The 16,829-nt window shown below is 39.0% G+C and carries 17 protein-coding genes; 11 read left to right on the forward strand and 6 right to left on the reverse strand.

What is annotated here, in order from left to right:
- From infC to M992_RS11000, 4 genes are all read right to left on the reverse strand, one after another.
- The coding region (gene infC / locus M992_RS10985; protein WP_072165954.1) for a translation initiation factor IF-3 at positions 1-493 on the reverse strand (493 nt) is incomplete at its 3' end.
- Between the two features lie 3 nt (positions 494-496).
- Positions 497-2,425 (reverse strand): threonine--tRNA ligase, encoded by a 1,929-nt coding sequence (gene thrS, locus M992_RS10990; RefSeq protein WP_053908647.1) that lies wholly within the window; start codon positions 2,423-2,425, stop codon positions 497-499.
- Between the two features lie 448 nt (positions 2,426-2,873).
- Positions 2,874-3,281: a methyltransferase family protein gene (locus M992_RS10995; protein ID WP_167308882.1), complete on the reverse strand. Its 408-nt coding sequence runs from the start codon at positions 3,279-3,281 to the stop codon at positions 2,874-2,876.
- Positions 3,282-3,487: 206 nt separating this feature from the next.
- Positions 3,488-3,919: a hypothetical protein gene (locus tag M992_RS11000; protein WP_053908649.1), complete on the reverse strand. Its 432-nt coding sequence runs from the start codon at positions 3,917-3,919 to the stop codon at positions 3,488-3,490.
- A 728-nt stretch (positions 3,920-4,647) separates the two neighbouring features.
- Between M992_RS11000 and M992_RS11005 the strand changes: the two genes are divergently transcribed.
- On the forward strand, positions 4,648-5,373 hold the full coding sequence (locus tag M992_RS11005) for a MarC family NAAT transporter (RefSeq protein WP_047254705.1): 726 nt from the start codon (positions 4,648-4,650) through the stop codon (positions 5,371-5,373).
- Here M992_RS11005 and M992_RS11010 read toward each other — a convergent pair.
- Positions 5,346-6,005, reverse strand: a complete 660-nt coding sequence (locus tag M992_RS11010) for a transglycosylase SLT domain-containing protein (protein ID WP_053908650.1) — start codon at positions 6,003-6,005, stop codon at positions 5,346-5,348. The genes M992_RS11005 and M992_RS11010 overlap by 28 nt on opposite strands.
- A 495-nt stretch (positions 6,006-6,500) precedes the next feature.
- Here M992_RS11010 and M992_RS11015 point away from each other — a divergent pair, with 495 nt between their 5' ends.
- The 5 genes from M992_RS11015 (at position 6,501) to M992_RS11035 (ending at position 11,054) form a co-directional block, all read left to right on the forward strand.
- Positions 6,501-7,412 (forward strand): metal ABC transporter substrate-binding protein, encoded by a 912-nt coding sequence (locus M992_RS11015; RefSeq protein ID WP_053908651.1) that lies wholly within the window; start codon positions 6,501-6,503, stop codon positions 7,410-7,412.
- Positions 7,412-8,296, forward strand: coding sequence for a manganese/iron ABC transporter ATP-binding protein (locus tag M992_RS11020; protein ID WP_053908652.1), 885 nt, complete (start codon positions 7,412-7,414; stop codon positions 8,294-8,296). Before M992_RS11015 ends, M992_RS11020 begins: the two co-directional genes overlap by 1 nt.
- A 2-nt stretch (positions 8,297-8,298) precedes the next feature.
- Complete coding sequence (locus M992_RS11025) at positions 8,299-9,198, forward strand: metal ABC transporter permease (RefSeq protein ID WP_053908653.1); 900 nt, start codon at positions 8,299-8,301, stop codon at positions 9,196-9,198.
- Complete coding sequence (locus M992_RS11030; protein WP_053908654.1) at positions 9,191-10,057, forward strand: metal ABC transporter permease; 867 nt, start codon at positions 9,191-9,193, stop codon at positions 10,055-10,057. Before M992_RS11025 ends, M992_RS11030 begins: the two co-directional genes overlap by 8 nt.
- A 130-nt stretch (positions 10,058-10,187) precedes the next feature.
- Positions 10,188-11,054, forward strand: coding sequence for a fructosamine kinase family protein (locus M992_RS11035; RefSeq protein WP_053908655.1), 867 nt, complete (start codon positions 10,188-10,190; stop codon positions 11,052-11,054).
- Positions 11,055-11,159: 105 nt separating this feature from the next.
- Here M992_RS11035 and M992_RS11040 read toward each other — a convergent pair whose 3' ends face one another.
- Positions 11,160-11,699, reverse strand: coding sequence for a YniB family protein (locus M992_RS11040; RefSeq protein ID WP_053908656.1), 540 nt, complete (start codon positions 11,697-11,699; stop codon positions 11,160-11,162).
- A 320-nt stretch (positions 11,700-12,019) separates the two neighbouring features.
- On the opposite strand from M992_RS11040, the gene hxpB reads away from it, so the two are divergent.
- From hxpB to M992_RS15330, 5 genes are all read left to right on the forward strand, one after another.
- Positions 12,020-12,685 carry a hexitol phosphatase HxpB gene (gene hxpB / locus M992_RS11045; protein ID WP_053908657.1) on the forward strand — a complete coding sequence of 222 codons (666 nt, stop codon included), beginning with the start codon at positions 12,020-12,022 and terminating at the stop codon, positions 12,683-12,685.
- A gap of 244 nt (positions 12,686-12,929) precedes the next feature.
- Positions 12,930-13,484, forward strand: coding sequence for a metal-dependent hydrolase (locus M992_RS11050; RefSeq protein WP_053908658.1), 555 nt, complete (start codon positions 12,930-12,932; stop codon positions 13,482-13,484).
- Between the two features lie 209 nt (positions 13,485-13,693).
- Positions 13,694-15,085, forward strand: coding sequence for an L-cystine transporter (locus M992_RS11055; RefSeq protein WP_053908659.1), 1,392 nt, complete (start codon positions 13,694-13,696; stop codon positions 15,083-15,085).
- A gap of 420 nt (positions 15,086-15,505) precedes the next feature.
- Entirely contained in the window at positions 15,506-15,895 is a 390-nt protein-coding gene (locus M992_RS11060) for a YkgJ family cysteine cluster protein (protein ID WP_053908787.1), read from the forward strand.
- A gap of 325 nt (positions 15,896-16,220) precedes the next feature.
- Positions 16,221-16,739 carry a hypothetical protein gene (locus M992_RS15330; protein ID WP_053908660.1) on the forward strand — a complete coding sequence of 173 codons (519 nt, stop codon included), beginning with the start codon at positions 16,221-16,223 and terminating at the stop codon, positions 16,737-16,739.
- The last annotated feature ends 90 nt before the right edge of the window (positions 16,740-16,829 follow it).

The raw sequence follows: 16,829 nt of genomic DNA on the forward strand, positions 1-16,829 counted from the left end.
CACGTGAAGGGAAGGATTCAACCACAGCCAGTTCTTCCAGATCTGTTTTGATGCGATTAAGCATCGCCATACCGATCTGTTGGTGTGCCATTTCACGACCGCGAAAACGCAGAGTGATTTTAGCCTTGTCACCATCTTCTAAAAAGCGAATCAGGTTGCGTAGCTTGACCTGATAGTCGCCTTCATCTGTGCCAGGACGGAATTTAATTTCCTTAATCTGGACAATTTTTTGTTTCTTTTTCTGTTCTTTCTGAGATTTACTTTTCTCATACAAGAATTTGCCGTAATCCATGATCCGGCAGACCGGAGGCTCAGCATTTGGGCTGATTTCAACTAAATCAACCCCTGCCTCGCCCGCTTTTTCCATAGCTTCTCGTAAACTGACGACACCGACAGGTTCACCTTCTAAATCAGTTAAACGAACTTCTGTTGCACGGATTTCATCGTTAATACGATGTGGACGTGCTGTTGGGATTCTTTTTCCGCCTTTAATACTTTATTCCTCCAGTTGATTAAGATGACGACCGCGAATTTCTTCAAGCAATTTAGCCATAAATTCATTGACATCTAAGCTGCCTAAATCTTTACCGCGACGCGTACGAACTGAAACGGTTCCATCGTTGACTTCTTTATCACCGCAAACCAGCATGTAAGGAACACGACGTAACGTATGTTCGCGAATTTTAAAGCCAATCTTTTCATTTCTCAAGTCAGCTTTAGCGCGGATCCCGACACTTTGCAGTTTATCGGCCAATTGTTGCGCATAATCCGCTTGTGAATCAGTAATATTCATCACGACAACTTGCTGGGGCGCTAGCCATGTTGGGAAGAATCCTGCATATTCCTCGGTCAGAATACCGATAAAGCGCTCTAATGAGCCCAGTACCGCACGGTGGATCATCACCGGAACAATACGTTCGTTATTTTCACCAACATAAGAGGCATTCAGTCGACCCGGTAAGAAAAAGTCTAACTGCACTGTACCGCACTGCCATGCACGATCTAAACAATCATACAGAGTAAATTCAATTTTTGGCCCGTAGAATGCACCTTCTCCTGGCTGATATTCAAATTCAATATTGTTATCTTTTAATGCGCCAGCTAAATCGGCTTCAGCTTTATCCCACAGCGCATCATTACCGATACGTTTTTCTGGGCGAGTGGATAATTTAACCACAATTTTTTCAAAGCCAAATGTCGCATAAACATCATAAATCATTTTAATGCAGCTGCTGACTTCACTCATAATTTGTTCTTCAGTACAGAAGATATGTGCATCATCCTGAGTAAAACCACGAACTCGCATTAAGCCATGCAATGCGCCTGATGGCTCATTACGATGACAGCTACCAAATTCTGCCATTCTTAATGGCAAATCACGGTAGGATTTCAAACCTTGATTAAAAATTTGTACGTGCCCTGGGCAGTTCATTGGTTTAATACAATATTCACGGTTCTCTGAAGAGGTCGTAAACATCGCGTCTTTGTAGTTTTCCCAATGTCCTGTTTTTTCCCACATCACACGATCCATCATAAATGGACCTTTAACTTCTTGATATTGATATGACTTTAGCTTAGTGCGAACGAAAGTTTCCAATTCACGGAAAATAGTCCAGCCATCGTTATGCCAGAACGCCATTCCCGGCGCTTCTTCTTGCATATGATATAAATCAAGCTGTTTACCAATTTTACGATGATCGCGTTTTGCTGCTTCTTCCAAGCGTTGCAGATAAGCATTCAGCTGTTTTTTATCCGCCCATGCAGTCCCGTAAATGCGTTGCAGCATTTTGTTGTCGCTGTTACCGCGCCAATATGCACCTGAAATTTTTTGTAATTTAAGGTGATGGCAGAAGCGCATATTCGGCACATGAGGTCCGCGACACATATCAACATATTCTTCATGATGATAAAGACCTGGTTTATCATCTTGGCTGATATTTTGATCAAGGATTTCAACTTTGTAATCTTCGCCACGCGCAACAAAAACTTCACGCGCTTCTTGCCAAGAAACACGTTTTTTTATCACATCGTAATCTTTTTTAGCCAGCTCCAGCATACGCTTTTCGAGCTTTTCTAAATCTTCCTGCGTTAATGGATGATCAAGATCAACATCATAATAAAATCCATTATCGATAATCGGACCGATCGCCATTTTGGTGTTTGGCCATAATTGTTTTATGGCATGACCGAGTAAATGAGCGCAAGAGTGGCGAATAATTTCTAACCCTTCTTGATCTTTACTGGTAATAATCGCCAAATTGGCATCATGTTCAATCAGCTCACAGGTATCGACTAACTCACCATTTACACGACCCGCGATACAGGCTTTAGCCAGACCTGGTCCGATATCACGCGCAACATCGAGAACTGAAACAGCATGGTCAAACTGACGTTGACTTCCGTCAGGAAGAGTAATTACAGGCATTTAAAATCCTTATCAACAGTGGTGACCCCCACGAAAGATCACTTGTTTGATTATTTTTGTGTATTAATTCAATACGTTAATGACAATCACCTGCTTCACCCTGCAAGTTGTGTACACAACAATGTACTCAAACCACTATAGATTGAACCACTGATATATTATGTACATTGTCAAAACTCGAAACCCATAATATCACAGCAATCCCACATAAAAAATATATAGCCTTCAACCTTCTAGACGCTTAGCTTATTAATTAACCCATTCTTTGAAGTGTTATTCTAATTATTACATTTATATTTCATTCAGTTTATTCAATTTATTGGCTTATTTTGTAATATTAACATCGGTGATTAATAAGTAATTGACTGAGTTAACGCCATTTTTTGTTTTATAGTCGGAGTTTTGAAAACTTATATATTGAACTCATTTCTACTTAAACTTTTCGAGTTTATAACCAGCGACGCGTCTGTTGGATATAATCAGACCACGATTCAGAAAAGCATCTGGCCAGCATTTTTTCTTCTTTAGGCACAGTATAATAATGCGTCAATAAAAAGAATAATCCACCAGCAATAATAAAATAGGCTGAACGACTAATGGCTGCGATGGCTAAGCTGATTAGTAAAAAAGCTAAATACATCGGATTTCTAGAGAACTTAAACGGGCCGGTAGTGATTAACTTTGCTGTGGCTTTTCGTGGATCCGGTGAGGTATTAAAATAAATAAAGTAACCCACACAAATAAATATCCATATGAGGCTTATCAGTATCACTATACTGCCAATAATTCCCGGTAATGAATAAATATCAATTGTTTGCCATGAATCAGAAGGCAGCATTAAACCAGCTAATATCATTAAAAATATCCAATTTAGAAAGGGTAAATTAAACAATTTCATCGAGTGATTCTCTCCGGCTTAATCATATTTACTGACTATCATCTTATCTATTGGCTGATGTTATTTACCCCAAGATTCCGCTGGGTTCGATATAAGCGAGTATACTAAATAGTAGAGCTGTAGAGTGTAATTGTAGAGTACCACTGTCTCATTATTTAGAATAATCATAATTTATGATCTTCTAAAAAGAACACACTTTTTAAACCCTCTAATTTTGCCATTTCATGCTGGCATGCATTACGTTTCATTTTTACCGGCATTTGCTCTATACGCTGGCGGATTAGCTCTAATTGCTCATCGAGTCCATTCATTCCTTTAATGTGTACAATCGCTGTATTAGCCTGTAAATAATCAGAAAAACTGTCTAAATTATTGCCTAATATTTCACAGGCACTGTTATCCTGCCCCCATTGAGACAACATAATATAGGCGGACTCCGGTAAAATAACGGCTATTCCTTGCTTCAAATAGCTAACTGCATTATCGCTCTGTATATTATTACTTTTAGCCGGTTGATTAAATAAAAATACCGCCCCCAAAAATATGATCACCGTACCACCGATTAGCGAGCTAGTTAATAATATTATTTTTTTCATCGTAGAATTAACCTGAAAACTAAAAATAGACGACTTAATGATAAAATAAAAGGTGTAAATCAATCTGTAAAACACAAATATTTTGTAAAGAATATTAGAGTACTAAATAATTATAGAAATAAAATTTGAGACAGAAAAGACAGAAGTATAAATAAAACAATATCTATTATCGATTAGTCTCTATTGTATTTAAGCATCTGTTATTGGCTGTTTTTATTATAAAACATGATTTTTATCTTTTTTATTTACAAAAAATAATTAGATAAATTTAAAATTACCATCTGTAAAGAACATCATATTTTGATACAGTAATGCATGAATGTTTTAATAGCCAACTATTTAACATCCTATCAATAGACACTTTTATTCCCTCTATTAGACGGTTTTTTTATAGCAATAATCTTATTTCCATTGATTTTTTTCTATACGAAAATGGTTTATCCCAGAGAATATTTTTGACCTAAAGATAAATTAGATTGTTTTTTAATCAATCTAAACATCTCTTTGATTATAATAAATAAAATTGAGTTATTAACATTAGAGCGCTAGTTTTATCCACAGGAAATGTGTGCAGTTTTGCGATCTACATCAAATAAATGATTATTAATGCCATTCGAACATCTAATATACAGATTAATAACATTTTTTGTTATGATGGTTATAATCAATTAGATCAATATGCTAAATGAAGTGTAGAAATCCCTAAATAAAGGCGTCGTAAAACTATTATGAAAGATATTATTGAACTGTTTCAGGCTGTCGGCATTGGGTTAATCCTGCTACTTCCTCTAGCAAACCCATTGACCACCGTCGCGGTGATGCTGGGTATTTCCGGTAATATGACCAAAGAACAGCGTAATCAGCAATCGTTGATGGCCTGTGTGTATATCTTCGCGATTATGACAATTGCCTTTTATGCCGGGCAATTAGTCATGAATACCTTTGGTATCTCGATTCCTGGTTTACGTATCGCCGGGGGATTAATTGTGGCGTTTATTGGTTTTGGCATGCTATTTCCGAGTAATGAAACTACCGATGATAGTGCCAGTCTTTCAAATGAAGATCCTGCTGTTTCCAAGAAACGGCAAAAAGCACCAAATATTGCGTTTGTGCCATTAGCTATGCCAAGCACTGCCGGCCCGGGGACTATCGCGATGATAATCAGTTCCGCAGCCTCAATGACAGGCGACGTAGGTTTTTCACCTTGGGTCTTAAAAGTAGCGCCAGTAGCGACCTTTTTAGCCGTTAGCGTGGTGGTGTGGCTGACATTAAAAAGCTCAACCTCGATTATGAAATGGTTGGGCTCAAGCGGAATCGATGCTATTTCACGAATTATGGGATTTTTACTAATTTGTATGGGCGTTCAATTTGTGATTAATGGGGTCATTGAGATTATCGCCGACCTACCGCATTTAATTTCAGCTCATCAATCTGTCATTGCTAAAGCGTTATAAGCATTCTTCACTTTCCATAAATAACGTGGTGCTTGAGGTGCAGGATGTTTACTCTGCACATGCTGATAAAACTCCTCAGGCGTCAATCGGTTAATCTTATTAATAGCCACTCGCCTATCATTATCGAAAGTGCGTAACAACGCCCCGGCTCCATTAACATATGCCACCACCGTGGCATAATACAGGGTTTGTGGGTGAGCAATGCCTGTCAGTTGCTGCTCGCGCAATACCCGAATATACGCGGTGCCTAAATCAATATTAGTACGAGGATCTTTTAATTCACGCGTACTTGGCTCGCCACTACGCCCCTGATAACGAAATGCATCTCGTCCTGCCGTTGACGCTTTTATTTGCATTAAACCAACGGCATTTGATTTACTCACCACATCGGGCCTGAAGTTAGATTCAACCTCAATAATTGCTCGGATCAAAGTCTCTTCGACTTGATAACGATGAGCTGATTCGCGAATAAATTGATCATAGGGTGTGCGGGGAAAAGAAGCCAGCTGCGATGAAGCATTTACCTTATGTGTTTTGCTTAACATCTTTTGAGTTGATGACGGCGTTTTTTGTTGGCTTGAACAACCAACTAATAACAAAGCCATACATACTCCACCAATATATCTTTTCACCTCTGGATCCTCTGCTAATAGCCTAAATAATTGGTATGACTCTCACCCATAATACACACTCACAATATACGATAATCGTGTTAAAAATTTGTATTCGCGAGACGCGTCATAAATAAGATAATAAACTGTATAAGTAGATAAGGCTGATAAATAATACCGATAAATTGTATTCTCCGCAGAGAATAACCAAATGTAAAAAAAATAAAAATATTTTTACTTAACTTTTACTTTAAGACATGTTTTATTCATAGATAAAACCATTGCTAACGATAGGGTAATTATAATAGAAATAGCCTTGACTTTTCCTTAATGATATTGATAATCATTATCAATTGGTGTTTTTCTTGACCGGTTAGGCTGTTTCAAAATTAGACCTTTGATCCCTTTCCTTAGACAAGTTAACAGCAGAACACCAGAGGATAGCTCACATGGCTATAATTGCAGATTATCGCGCAATATACATACCCTAAACAGCACTATCATAAGGCTTAAAATATGAAGAAGAGATTGTCGAGATTTTCTCCCCCTTTGTTTACCACGTTAATAGCAATTATTGCAATGCTCTTTATTAGTCAGCCCGCATTTGCTAAAAAATTCAAAGTGGTCACCACCTTTACTATAATTCAAGATATCGCGCAAAATGTAGCGGGTGATGCGGCAATCGTGGAATCAATCACTAAGCCCGGCGCTGAAATTCATGATTACCAACCCACACCACGGGACATTATTAAAGCTTATGACGCTGATTTAATCTTGTGGAACGGAATGAATTTAGAGCTGTGGTTCAATCGTTTCTTTGAAAACTTTAAAGATGTTCCGAGCGTTATTGTCACCACCGGAATTCAGCCAATGTCTATCCGTGAAGGCGAATACCAAGGAACGCCTAATCCGCATGCTTGGATGTCTCCCGCTAACGCAGCTATTTATATTGAAAATATTCGTGCGGCTTTAGTGAAATACGATCCACAAAATGCAGCCACTTATAATCAAAATGCCGCAGCCTATGCAGCAAAAATCGCCCAACTTGACGCGCCTCTGCGTGAACGTTTAAATCGTATTCCTGAGCAACAGCGTTGGTTAGTCACCAGTGAAGGCGCCTTCAGTTATTTAACTCGAGATTATGGGCTTAAAGAAGTTTATTTATGGCCGATTAATGCCGAAGAACAAGGGTCGCCACAACAAGTTAAAAAAGTCATTGATACCGTGCGTAAATACAATATTCCAGTAGTGTTTAGCGAAAGTACTATTTCAGATAAAGCTGCCCGTCAAGTAAGTAAAGAGACGGGTGCGAAATATGGCGGCGTACTGTATGTCGATTCGCTCTCATCTGCTGAGGGTCCTGTTCCCACGTATATCGATTTATTAAATACCACCGTAGACACTATAGCAAAAGGGTTTGGTCAGTAATGAGTAGCGCAAGTAACTTTGAAAAACCTAATTTAGTGGTTGATGATGCCACCGTAACTTACAACAACGGGCATACAGCCATTCATAACGCGAGTTTTGATATCACCGGCGGCTCTATTTGTGCACTCGTCGGCGTCAACGGCAGTGGTAAATCCACCTTATTCAAAACTATTATGGGGCTAATTACGCCATCTCAGGGGCAAGTTTCACTAAATGGTCAACCGATTAAAGCGGCCTTAAAAGATAATGTAATTGCTTATGTGCCGCAAACCGAAGAGGTTGATTGGAATTTTCCCGTTTTAGTTTCTGATGTTGTGATGATGGGACGCTATGGGAAAATGGGTTTTTTCCGCATTCCGAGTAGCGCAGATAAAACTGCGGTCGCAAACGCATTAGCTCGGGTTGATCTCACAGGATTAGGGCATCGTCAAATTGGCGAATTATCCGGTGGACAGAAAAAACGTGTATTTCTGGCCCGCGCTTTAGCTCAGGAAGGTAAAGTGTTGCTGCTTGATGAGCCCTTTACTGGCGTGGATGTTAAAACTGAAAATGCCATTATTGATTTATTACGTGGTCTACGTGATGAAGGGCATTTAATTTTGGTATCAACCCATAATTTAGGCAGTGTACCGGAATTTTGCGATCATGTTATTTTGATTAATCGCACCGTACTAGCCAGCGGCCCTACGGAAACCACCTTTACACAAAAAAACTTGCAAATGACCTTTGGCGGTGTGTTACGCCATATAAATTTATCCGGTTCAACACTTCACGATGATGATGATCAGCGTTCCGTGACTGTTATTACTGATGATGAGCGTGCCGCGGTATTTTACGGTCACGACCACGATGCTCCTGTTCATAAAAATCCACCTAAGGAATGACAATGTTTGAGTTGTTACTTCAGCCTTTTGAGTACAACTATATGGTTAAGGCGATTTGGGTTAGTGCGATTGTTGGCGCTGTGTGTGCCTTTCTTTCGGCTTATCTAATGCTCAAAGGCTGGTCATTAATGGGAGATGCGCTCTCCCACTCGGTTGTCCCCGGTGTCGCTGGCGCTTACGCTCTCGGCTTGCCCTATGCTGTCGGTGCTTTTTTTACCGGTATTCTCGCGGCATTAGCGATGACATTTATTCGCCATATAACCCGATTACGGGAAGACGCGGTGATTGGCTTTATCTTTTCAACCTTTTTTGCCGCAGGCTTATTGATAGTTTCATTAAATCCAACCTCAGTGAACGTACAAACCATCATTTTTGGTAATATTCTTGGAATTGCTGATTCCGACGTACTGCAAGTTGAAATCATTATCGGTATTTCGTTTGTGGTTTTAATGATGATTTGGAAGGATTTGTTAGTCGTATTTTTTGATGAAAGCCATGCCCGTTCTATCGGTTTAAACCCGATGAAATTAAAAATTATCTTTTTCACTCTATTAAGTGCGTGTACTGTCGCCGCATTACAAACGGTTGGGGCAATTTTGGTTATTGCTATGGTGGTTACCCCTGGCGCTACCGCCTATTTATTGACAGATCAATTCAAGCGTTTGTTAATTATTGCCGTTGCGATAGGGACAATAAGCAGCGCTGTTGGTGCGTATGCTAGCTATTTCCTTAATGGTGCCACCGGGGGATTAATTGTCACTTTACAGACAGTTATTTTTCTCCTTGCATTCTTTTTCGCGCCGAAGCATGGAGTATTAGCCTCTCGGCGTAATGCTAGAATAGAATCTGCCAATCTGCGTGCTATCCATCAGAAAAAACAACAAGGAGCGGAAAATGAATGATTTTATTGAGATATTAACCGCTCCGTTTATTTTTCCCTTTATGCAAAAAGCCATTATTGCTGCTATCGTAACCGGGGCGGTTTGCGCTGTTTTATCCTGCTTTTTGGTTCTCAAAGGTTGGTCATTAATGGGGGATGCTATCTCCCATGCTGTACTGCCAGGGATTATCTTAGCTTTTGTGGCAGGGATCCCTTTATCTATCGGTGCATTTATTTCAGGCATATTTTGTGCATTTGCTACTGGATATCTAAAAGATAATAGCCGAATTAAAGAAGATACCGTTATGGGGATCGTTTTTTCGGGAATGTTTGCTGTTGGTTTGGTGTTATTCGCTAAAATTGATACTGATCAGCATTTAACCCATATTTTATTCGGTAATATACTGGGGATCACTGATGCGGAGTTTTCTCAAACCTTATGGATTGCAGGAATTACTATTGCCATTATTCTATTAAAGCGTAAAGACTTTATGCTTTATTGTTTTGACCCTAACCAAGCTAAAGTCATTGGCTTGCCAGTTAAACTACTGCATTACGGATTATTATCTTTATTAGCATTAACTATCGTTGCATCATTACAAGCCGTCGGTATTATTTTAGTCATCGCTATGCTGATATCACCGGGAATAATTGCTTTTATTCTCTGCCGAAGTTTTGGCTGGATGCTGGTGGTCGCGGTTATTGCCTCGGTCACATCAAGCGTAATCGGCACTGTTGTTAGCTTCTACATTGATGGTGCAACAGGCCCATGTATTGTTATTACGCAAGCTATCTATTTTGTTATTGCACTAATTTATAGCAAAATTCTATTGGCACGTAAAAAAGCCAAATCACACCAGCAAGCACTTAATGCGGCCTAATATTGAATGTTTATTGCAAGGGGCATCATTTAATCCGTGATGTCCCTTTCCATTTAAACATTTGTCACTTTTCATTCTGATATCATCCCTATATTATATAAAGACATTAGCGGGCTGAGCGAGGTGGATCATGTGGCAGGCGATAAGGCGTGTATTGAGTGAGCACTGGGGTGAAGCAGAACTGCATAATAAGCAAATTCTTTCTGGCGGTGATATTCATCACACTCTAAAAGTTGATTATGGTGAACACACTGTATTCATTAAACAAAACAGGCGAGAATTTTTACCGCACTTTAAAGAAGAAGCCGAACAACTAGATATTCTCGCCCATAGCCAAACAATAAGAGTTCCGAAAGTCTATGGCGTTGGCAGTAATAAAACTCACAGTTTCTTATTACTCGAATATATTGAGTTAAAACCCTTTACTCCCACCAACGCATGGCAATTCGGTCGACAATTAGCCCAATTACATCAATGGGAAGAACAACCCGCTTATGGCTTTGATTTCGATACTCGTTTAGGCACCACATTTCAGCCAAACAGTTGGGAAAAGCGCTGGAATTCATTTTTTGCCGAAAAGCGCATCGGCTGGCAATTACAGATTTCCGCAGAAAAAGGTATGATTTTTGGTGACATTCCACAGATTGTGGAGAGAGTCAAACAGCGCCTACAAGGACATCAACCTCAACCTTCTTTATTGCATGGTGATTTATGGCCAAGAAACAGCGCCATAACTGACGAACATACGGGTGTTATTTTTGACCCAGCCTGTTATTGGGGAGATCGCGAGTGCGATTTAGCCATGTTAACCGCTTATAATCATATCCCCATCCAGATTATTGACGGATACCAGAGCATCTGGCCCCTATCTCATGGTTTTATTGACCGACAGCCTATCTATCAGCTTTATTATTTATTGAATAGTTGTAATCTATTTGGCTGTGAAAAAAGCTATTTACAGGCACAATCAATTATTGAAAATCTTTTAGCTGAATAACATTTATAGTGTTATACCGCCTGAGCATTATTTGTTCAGGCGTTTTTTTTAGCGCATTATGGACATTTAATCAAATTAGGCTCAATAAAAAACTATCAACTGAAATTACCAATTTAGTAATTTAAAGCCAAAATACAGAATTAACCCGAAGATAATTGGCCAGAAATACAGTACAAAGATCTCGCTAAAAATACTGTGGCGAGGAATGGTCACTTTCTGTTCTAATTCAGTCTGTGAAATATCATTTCCTTTAGCTTTCTCAACAATAACGTGATCTTCTAAACTCTCGCGAATAAATTTAATTTGTCGGAACATACGCAAACCTGAAGCACTGAGTGCCAAACCAACAAAAATCAGCAAAAAAATAATCATAAAACTAATATTTGCTGAAGAAAATCCCATTTCAGTCGAAGGTACCGGTGAATTTTTCCAGAAAAAATTCAAAAAAGGTGAACTTTGACGTGCCATCTCCGCCATGACTTTAATAAAATCATTTAATACCGCATTAATACCCTCACCCTGAATTCCTTTTATACCCGCCAAGCTAATAAGAGATATCAAAGTAGAGATCAGTGAAAATATAAAGATTATCCAGCCGACAACACGCTTACCTATTGCGATAGAACTCATGGTCTTAAAATTCATTTTTATTCCCCTGTATTTTTGGCATCATGATAACCGAATTTAATTATATCCTCTACGCTGATATATACTGTGTCTTGCCATGGCTGACTTTATCAATAATCAACAGAGTCATTTCTGAATAATGCTATGCTAGCTTTCTTTAAATTATTTATTGTTGGACGCTATTTATTTCTCGATGTAGTCAAAATTCTGGGTTCTAGCCATAAACTATTTTAAATAATCCAGTGCTTAGAATAGGCAATAAATGATAATAAAGGATTTATTCGTGCTGAATTGCTACACTCTCGATTATAAATAACTGTTTTACTGGAGCCCCTTTGATGTCTCATAAATTATCAATTCAAGCTGCAATTTTTGATATGGATGGTTTACTGATTGATTCAGAACCTTTTTGGTCACAAGCCACAAAAGAAATTTTGGCCGAAATAGGTGTGGATTTTTTAATGGCTGATCAAATGCCTGATACTCTTGGATTACGCATTGATCATGTCGTTGAGCTTTGGTATCAAACCGCACCTTGGCAAGGATATAGCCAAGAAGAAGTGGCACAGAAAATTATCGACCGAGTCATTAGCCTAATAGAAGAAACTCGGCCGCTGCTGCCCGGTGTTAATCAAGCGTTAGAACTTTGCCAATCTCTTAATCTGAAAATAGCCTTAGCTTCTGCCTCTCCGCTCTATATGCTAGAAAAAGTCTTAGCGCTATTTAATCTTCGTGATTATTTTTCAGCAGTTGTTTCAGCCGCGGAACTTCCCCACAGTAAACCTAATCCTGAAGTCTATTTGCAAGCGGCACAAGCCCTTGGCGTTAATCCAATTAATTGTGTCTCATTAGAAGATTCATTTAATGGAATGATTGCGGCTAAAGCAGCAAGAATGCGCTCGATTGTCGTTCCAGATCAACATCACTTCAATGATCCCCGTTGGGCACTAGCTGATGTAAAACTGGCATCTTTACATGAACTTACAGCGAAAGAGTTGCGATAACTCGCGGAGCACTTACTAATGGATTCCTCTCGTTTATTTCGGGAGGAATATCAATTAATTACTTCTATTCTGTGTATTTCTATTTTTTTACACTCTTAGTACAAAACTTACCTTCAGCATAAAATATTTCGCTTATTCCTTAATAACTAAACACTTTTCTACTGTTCCCCCCCTATCTAAATACTATAAAAAACTTTATACTGGCCATTAACTGTATAGATTCACAGATGGTATTTTATCCACCATGACAGCTGAAGGACATCTTCTTTTCTCTGTTGCCTCATTAGTTTTGGCACACAAATTAGAAATTACCCCAGAGTTTACTCAGGGCGATTGGCTACACATGCTGCCAGGGGTATTGCTGGGTGCTTTATTACCAGATATTGATCATCCTTCATCTATTATCGGCCGCTTATTTCGTGTTATCTCAGTACCTATATTTAAATTATGTGGGCATCGAGGATTTACCCACAGTTTTATCGCATGGGGATTATTAATACTTTTTTGCTATACCGGTATTCCTACCGGATGGGTATTACCGAATGATTTACTGCAAGCTTTTTTATTGGGTTATTTAAGTCATTTAATCGCCGATATGTTAACTCCCGCTGGAGTTCCGCTATTATGGCCCCTCCCCCAGCGCTTCCGTTTACCTATCTTGCGCGGTAAAACTAACAAAAAAGCAGAGCGTTTTATTGCCGTTCTTTTGACGGTTTGTGCCTGTTTTATCCCTACTCATATCTCGCTACCGTTACAACAGCAAATGTCACATTTTATAAATTTAATTATTAATCAATAACATGCGTTAATTCCAGGTCATTTTTTTTTATTACTTAATTGTCCTATTATTTATAATACTATCTAATTCGATTTAATTATAAGTAATGTATTTACTCAACTGATACCATATAACCAATAGTTAGTTTTATCGCTTTTCTTATAATAGATAATGCCGATAGCACTAATAGATGATAAATATAAATCTCAGTCTGGATCTGGAGTGTAGGGATGAATCTACCGTTAATTCTCAATGTGCTAGTTTTTGTAGCATTGATGTTCCTGTTAGCAAAACTAGGGGCTAAGGGTTGGAGCTTATCGAAAAAAGTTCTTACCGGCTTAGTTTTTGGTGTAGCTTATGGCGTCGCTTTACATTTAGTTTATGGCACTAATCATCAAACGGTAAAAGAATCTATTCAATGGTTTAATATCGTCGGTAATGGGTATGTTCAACTGTTACAAATGATTATCATGCCATTAGTCTTTGCCTCAATTTTGAGTGCTGTTGCCCGACTGCACAAAGCGTCTTCATTAGGTAAAATCAGTTTTCTGACTATTGGTACCTTACTATTTACCACCGCAATAGCTGCATTAATTGGTATTTTAGTCACTAATATGTTCGGTTTAACTGCCGATGGGCTGGTACAAGGTCAGCAAGAAAGCGCACGTTTAGATGCTATTCAAGCTAATTATGTGAGTAAAGTCTCTGATTTATCTTTACCACAACTTATTTTATCGTTTGTACCTAAAAATCCATTTGCCGATTTAACTGGTGCTAATCCAACGTCTATCATCAGCGTTGTTATCTTCGCCGCATTCTTAGGCGCAGCTGCATTGCAATTACTAAAAGATGATAAAACACGTGGTGAAAAAGCCTTAGCGGCGATTGATGTGGTTCAAGCTTGGGTCATGAAACTGGTTCGTTTAGTTATGCGTTTAACGCCTTACGGTGTTATGGCGTTAATGATTAAAGTGGTCGCTAGCTCAAACCTTGCTGATATCATAAAATTGGGTAGCTTCGTGGTTGCCTCTTATATCGCACTGGGTTTAATGTTTATTGTCCATGGATTATTAGTTTCGTTTACCGGGATCAACCCGATTAAATTCTTCAAAAAAGCCGGACCATTACTTACATTCGCCTTTACCAGCCGTTCAAGCGCTGCGAGTATTCCGCTGAATGTTGAAACACAAGTACGTCGTATTGGGGTGCCTGAATCTATCGCTAGCTTCTCTTCTTCATTCGGTGCCACTATCGGACAGAATGGCTGTGCAGGTATCTATCCTGCAATGTTAGCAGTAATGGTTGCACCAACCGTGGGTATCAATCCATTTGATCCTCTGTGGATTGCTACGTTAGTCGGTATTGTTACTATTAGCTCCGCGGGTGTTGCTGGGGTCGGTGGTGGAGCAACATTTGCCGCCTTAATCGTACTCCCTGCGATGGGATTACCGGTGACATTAGTTGCGCTACTAATTTCAGTAGAACCATTGATTGATATGGGTCGTACTGCACTGAATGTCAGTGGTGCCATGACCGCTGGAACAATTACCAGCCAACTCATGGGTGAAACGAATAAAGAGATCTTTAATCAAGATAATGAGGAACAGCTTAAACACGTATAATGTATAAGCTACCTTTACCCTAGTAATTTTTGACTAAAAATTAACTCCCTCGCAGACTCAATCAGACTCTCCGAGGGAGTTTTTTATCACTAATCCATTTAGCTATTTAGCTATTAATAAATAGCTACTCACACTGAAATCTATCCCTTTTATTTACCCTTCCATCTTTGGCACTTGCTGACGTATAAATTTCATACAAATAAAATCAATTATAGATATTATTTCCCCTAAAGAAGACCATTAGTCTGTATAAATTTTTAATTAAGCCGTTTAACCTAATTGAAATCTTGCAAAAATCAGCCTAGCTATACAATAATATCTGCGCAATAATCCGCCTCTATTTTTTGATTGGCGGTTAGTTATGGCTGTTTGGGATCCCCCAAACTATTATCATAGACAACAGATTTTATGGTATTAGAAATGACTAATATTCATACGCTAACAATTCAACATCCAGAAAATCCTTGCATAAACTGTGGTGCTTGCTGTGCTTATTTTCGTGTCTCTTTCTATTGGGCTGAATCAACCGAGGGGGACGGCAGCGTCCCTACGGAATTAGTCGAAAAAGTCACACCATTTATCAGTTGTATGAAAGGCACTAATCAAAAAAATCAGATACGTTGTGTGGCTTTGGACGGTGTGATTGGTGAATGTGTCTCTTGTTCCATTTATACGCAGCGGTCAACGACCTGTCGAGAGTTTGATGCGTCGTGGGAGAATGGCGCACATAATGAAGCCTGTGATCGTGCTAGAGCAGCGTACAATTTGCCTCCGCTACAACCTGCTGATCCAACGAAGATAGCCTGTTAGTTATCAGCACTTGATACTCTTAAGTCACGGATATCAAGTGCTCCATTTGTTGCTTCCCTGATATTAGTTATTTTGCCAAATTCTTCTTTATATTAGTAAACAAGTGGTCATCATCAGCCATATCCTTACTATGCCGCTGGCTATAACTAAATACCGTCCCTAAACACGGCTCAACAATTGGAAAAGTAAATATTTTTTCACTTCATGGAGAAAATATGAAGATCGTGCAGACAATATGAGGTTTCAGTCAGTCAGGGTAAATACAGTTGCCGCTTAAATAGAATTACGAGATTATCAAGGCATCAACTACCTAGAGGAAAATATAATGAATAAGATAAAATCTGGTTTATTAGCCGTCGCGTTATTAACCGTTGGTTTTAATGCAGCAGCTGCAGATTTACACCCTAACGGCCCTGGCCCACACTCTCAACGCCAGCATTCGCAACAACAGCATAATGCAGTTTATCAATCATCAATTCAAACTGAAAACCCGAATGAATCACTGAAAAAGTTAGCCGCAGATGCTCCGACTATTGAGCAGGGTAAATCCTATTATGTGCGTGTAGGTGTGGCTGACATTAGCGAGCGTAATTTAGCGACGAATAAACCTATCAATGATGCAAAAAATACCAAACAACGCGATAGATCTATGCAATGTGATCAAATGAGAAATAAACATAACTCAGTTTATCAGGCTTCTGTACAAACTACAGATCCTAATGGTTCATTGAAAAAATTAGTCGCAGATACCCCGGCATTAGCTACAGGCAAACCTTATCAAGTTAGAGTTTCTATCGTGGAAGCACGTAATCCACCCGTAATGCCAGCCGCGGTCACTAACTAAATATCGCTATAATATTCATCAGTTTTGTCTGTTATAATAAGCACAACCAAATAGCAACCGCCCCATACCCAACTATAATTGTTGAGTAAA

Source organism: Moellerella wisconsensis ATCC 35017 (assembly GCF_001294465.1).
Classification (GTDB): Bacteria; Pseudomonadota; Gammaproteobacteria; order Enterobacterales; family Enterobacteriaceae; genus Moellerella; species Moellerella wisconsensis.

Coding starts and splice junctions, on each gene's coding strand:
- thrS (WP_053908647.1), bottom strand. CDS start 2,425: ATGCCTGTAATTACTCTTCCTGACGGAAGTCAACGTCAGTTTGACCAT.
- M992_RS10995 (WP_167308882.1), bottom strand. CDS start 3,281: ATGATATTAGCTGGTTTAATGCTGCCTTCTGATTCATGGCAAACAATT.
- M992_RS11000 (WP_053908649.1), bottom strand. CDS start 3,919: ATGAAAAAAATAATATTATTAACTAGCTCGCTAATCGGTGGTACGGTG.
- M992_RS11005 (WP_047254705.1), top strand. CDS start 4,648: ATGAAAGATATTATTGAACTGTTTCAGGCTGTCGGCATTGGGTTAATC.
- M992_RS11015 (WP_053908651.1), top strand. CDS start 6,501: ATGAAGAAGAGATTGTCGAGATTTTCTCCCCCTTTGTTTACCACGTTA.
- M992_RS11020 (WP_053908652.1), top strand. CDS start 7,412: ATGAGTAGCGCAAGTAACTTTGAAAAACCTAATTTAGTGGTTGATGAT.
- M992_RS11025 (WP_053908653.1), top strand. CDS start 8,299: ATGTTTGAGTTGTTACTTCAGCCTTTTGAGTACAACTATATGGTTAAG.
- M992_RS11030 (WP_053908654.1), top strand. CDS start 9,191: ATGAATGATTTTATTGAGATATTAACCGCTCCGTTTATTTTTCCCTTT.
- M992_RS11035 (WP_053908655.1), top strand. CDS start 10,188: ATGTGGCAGGCGATAAGGCGTGTATTGAGTGAGCACTGGGGTGAAGCA.
- M992_RS11040 (WP_053908656.1), bottom strand. CDS start 11,699: ATGAATTTTAAGACCATGAGTTCTATCGCAATAGGTAAGCGTGTTGTC.
- hxpB (WP_053908657.1), top strand. CDS start 12,020: ATGTCTCATAAATTATCAATTCAAGCTGCAATTTTTGATATGGATGGT.
- M992_RS11050 (WP_053908658.1), top strand. CDS start 12,930: ATGACAGCTGAAGGACATCTTCTTTTCTCTGTTGCCTCATTAGTTTTG.
- M992_RS11055 (WP_053908659.1), top strand. CDS start 13,694: ATGAATCTACCGTTAATTCTCAATGTGCTAGTTTTTGTAGCATTGATG.
- M992_RS11060 (WP_053908787.1), top strand. CDS start 15,506: ATGACTAATATTCATACGCTAACAATTCAACATCCAGAAAATCCTTGC.
- M992_RS15330 (WP_053908660.1), top strand. CDS start 16,221: ATGAATAAGATAAAATCTGGTTTATTAGCCGTCGCGTTATTAACCGTT.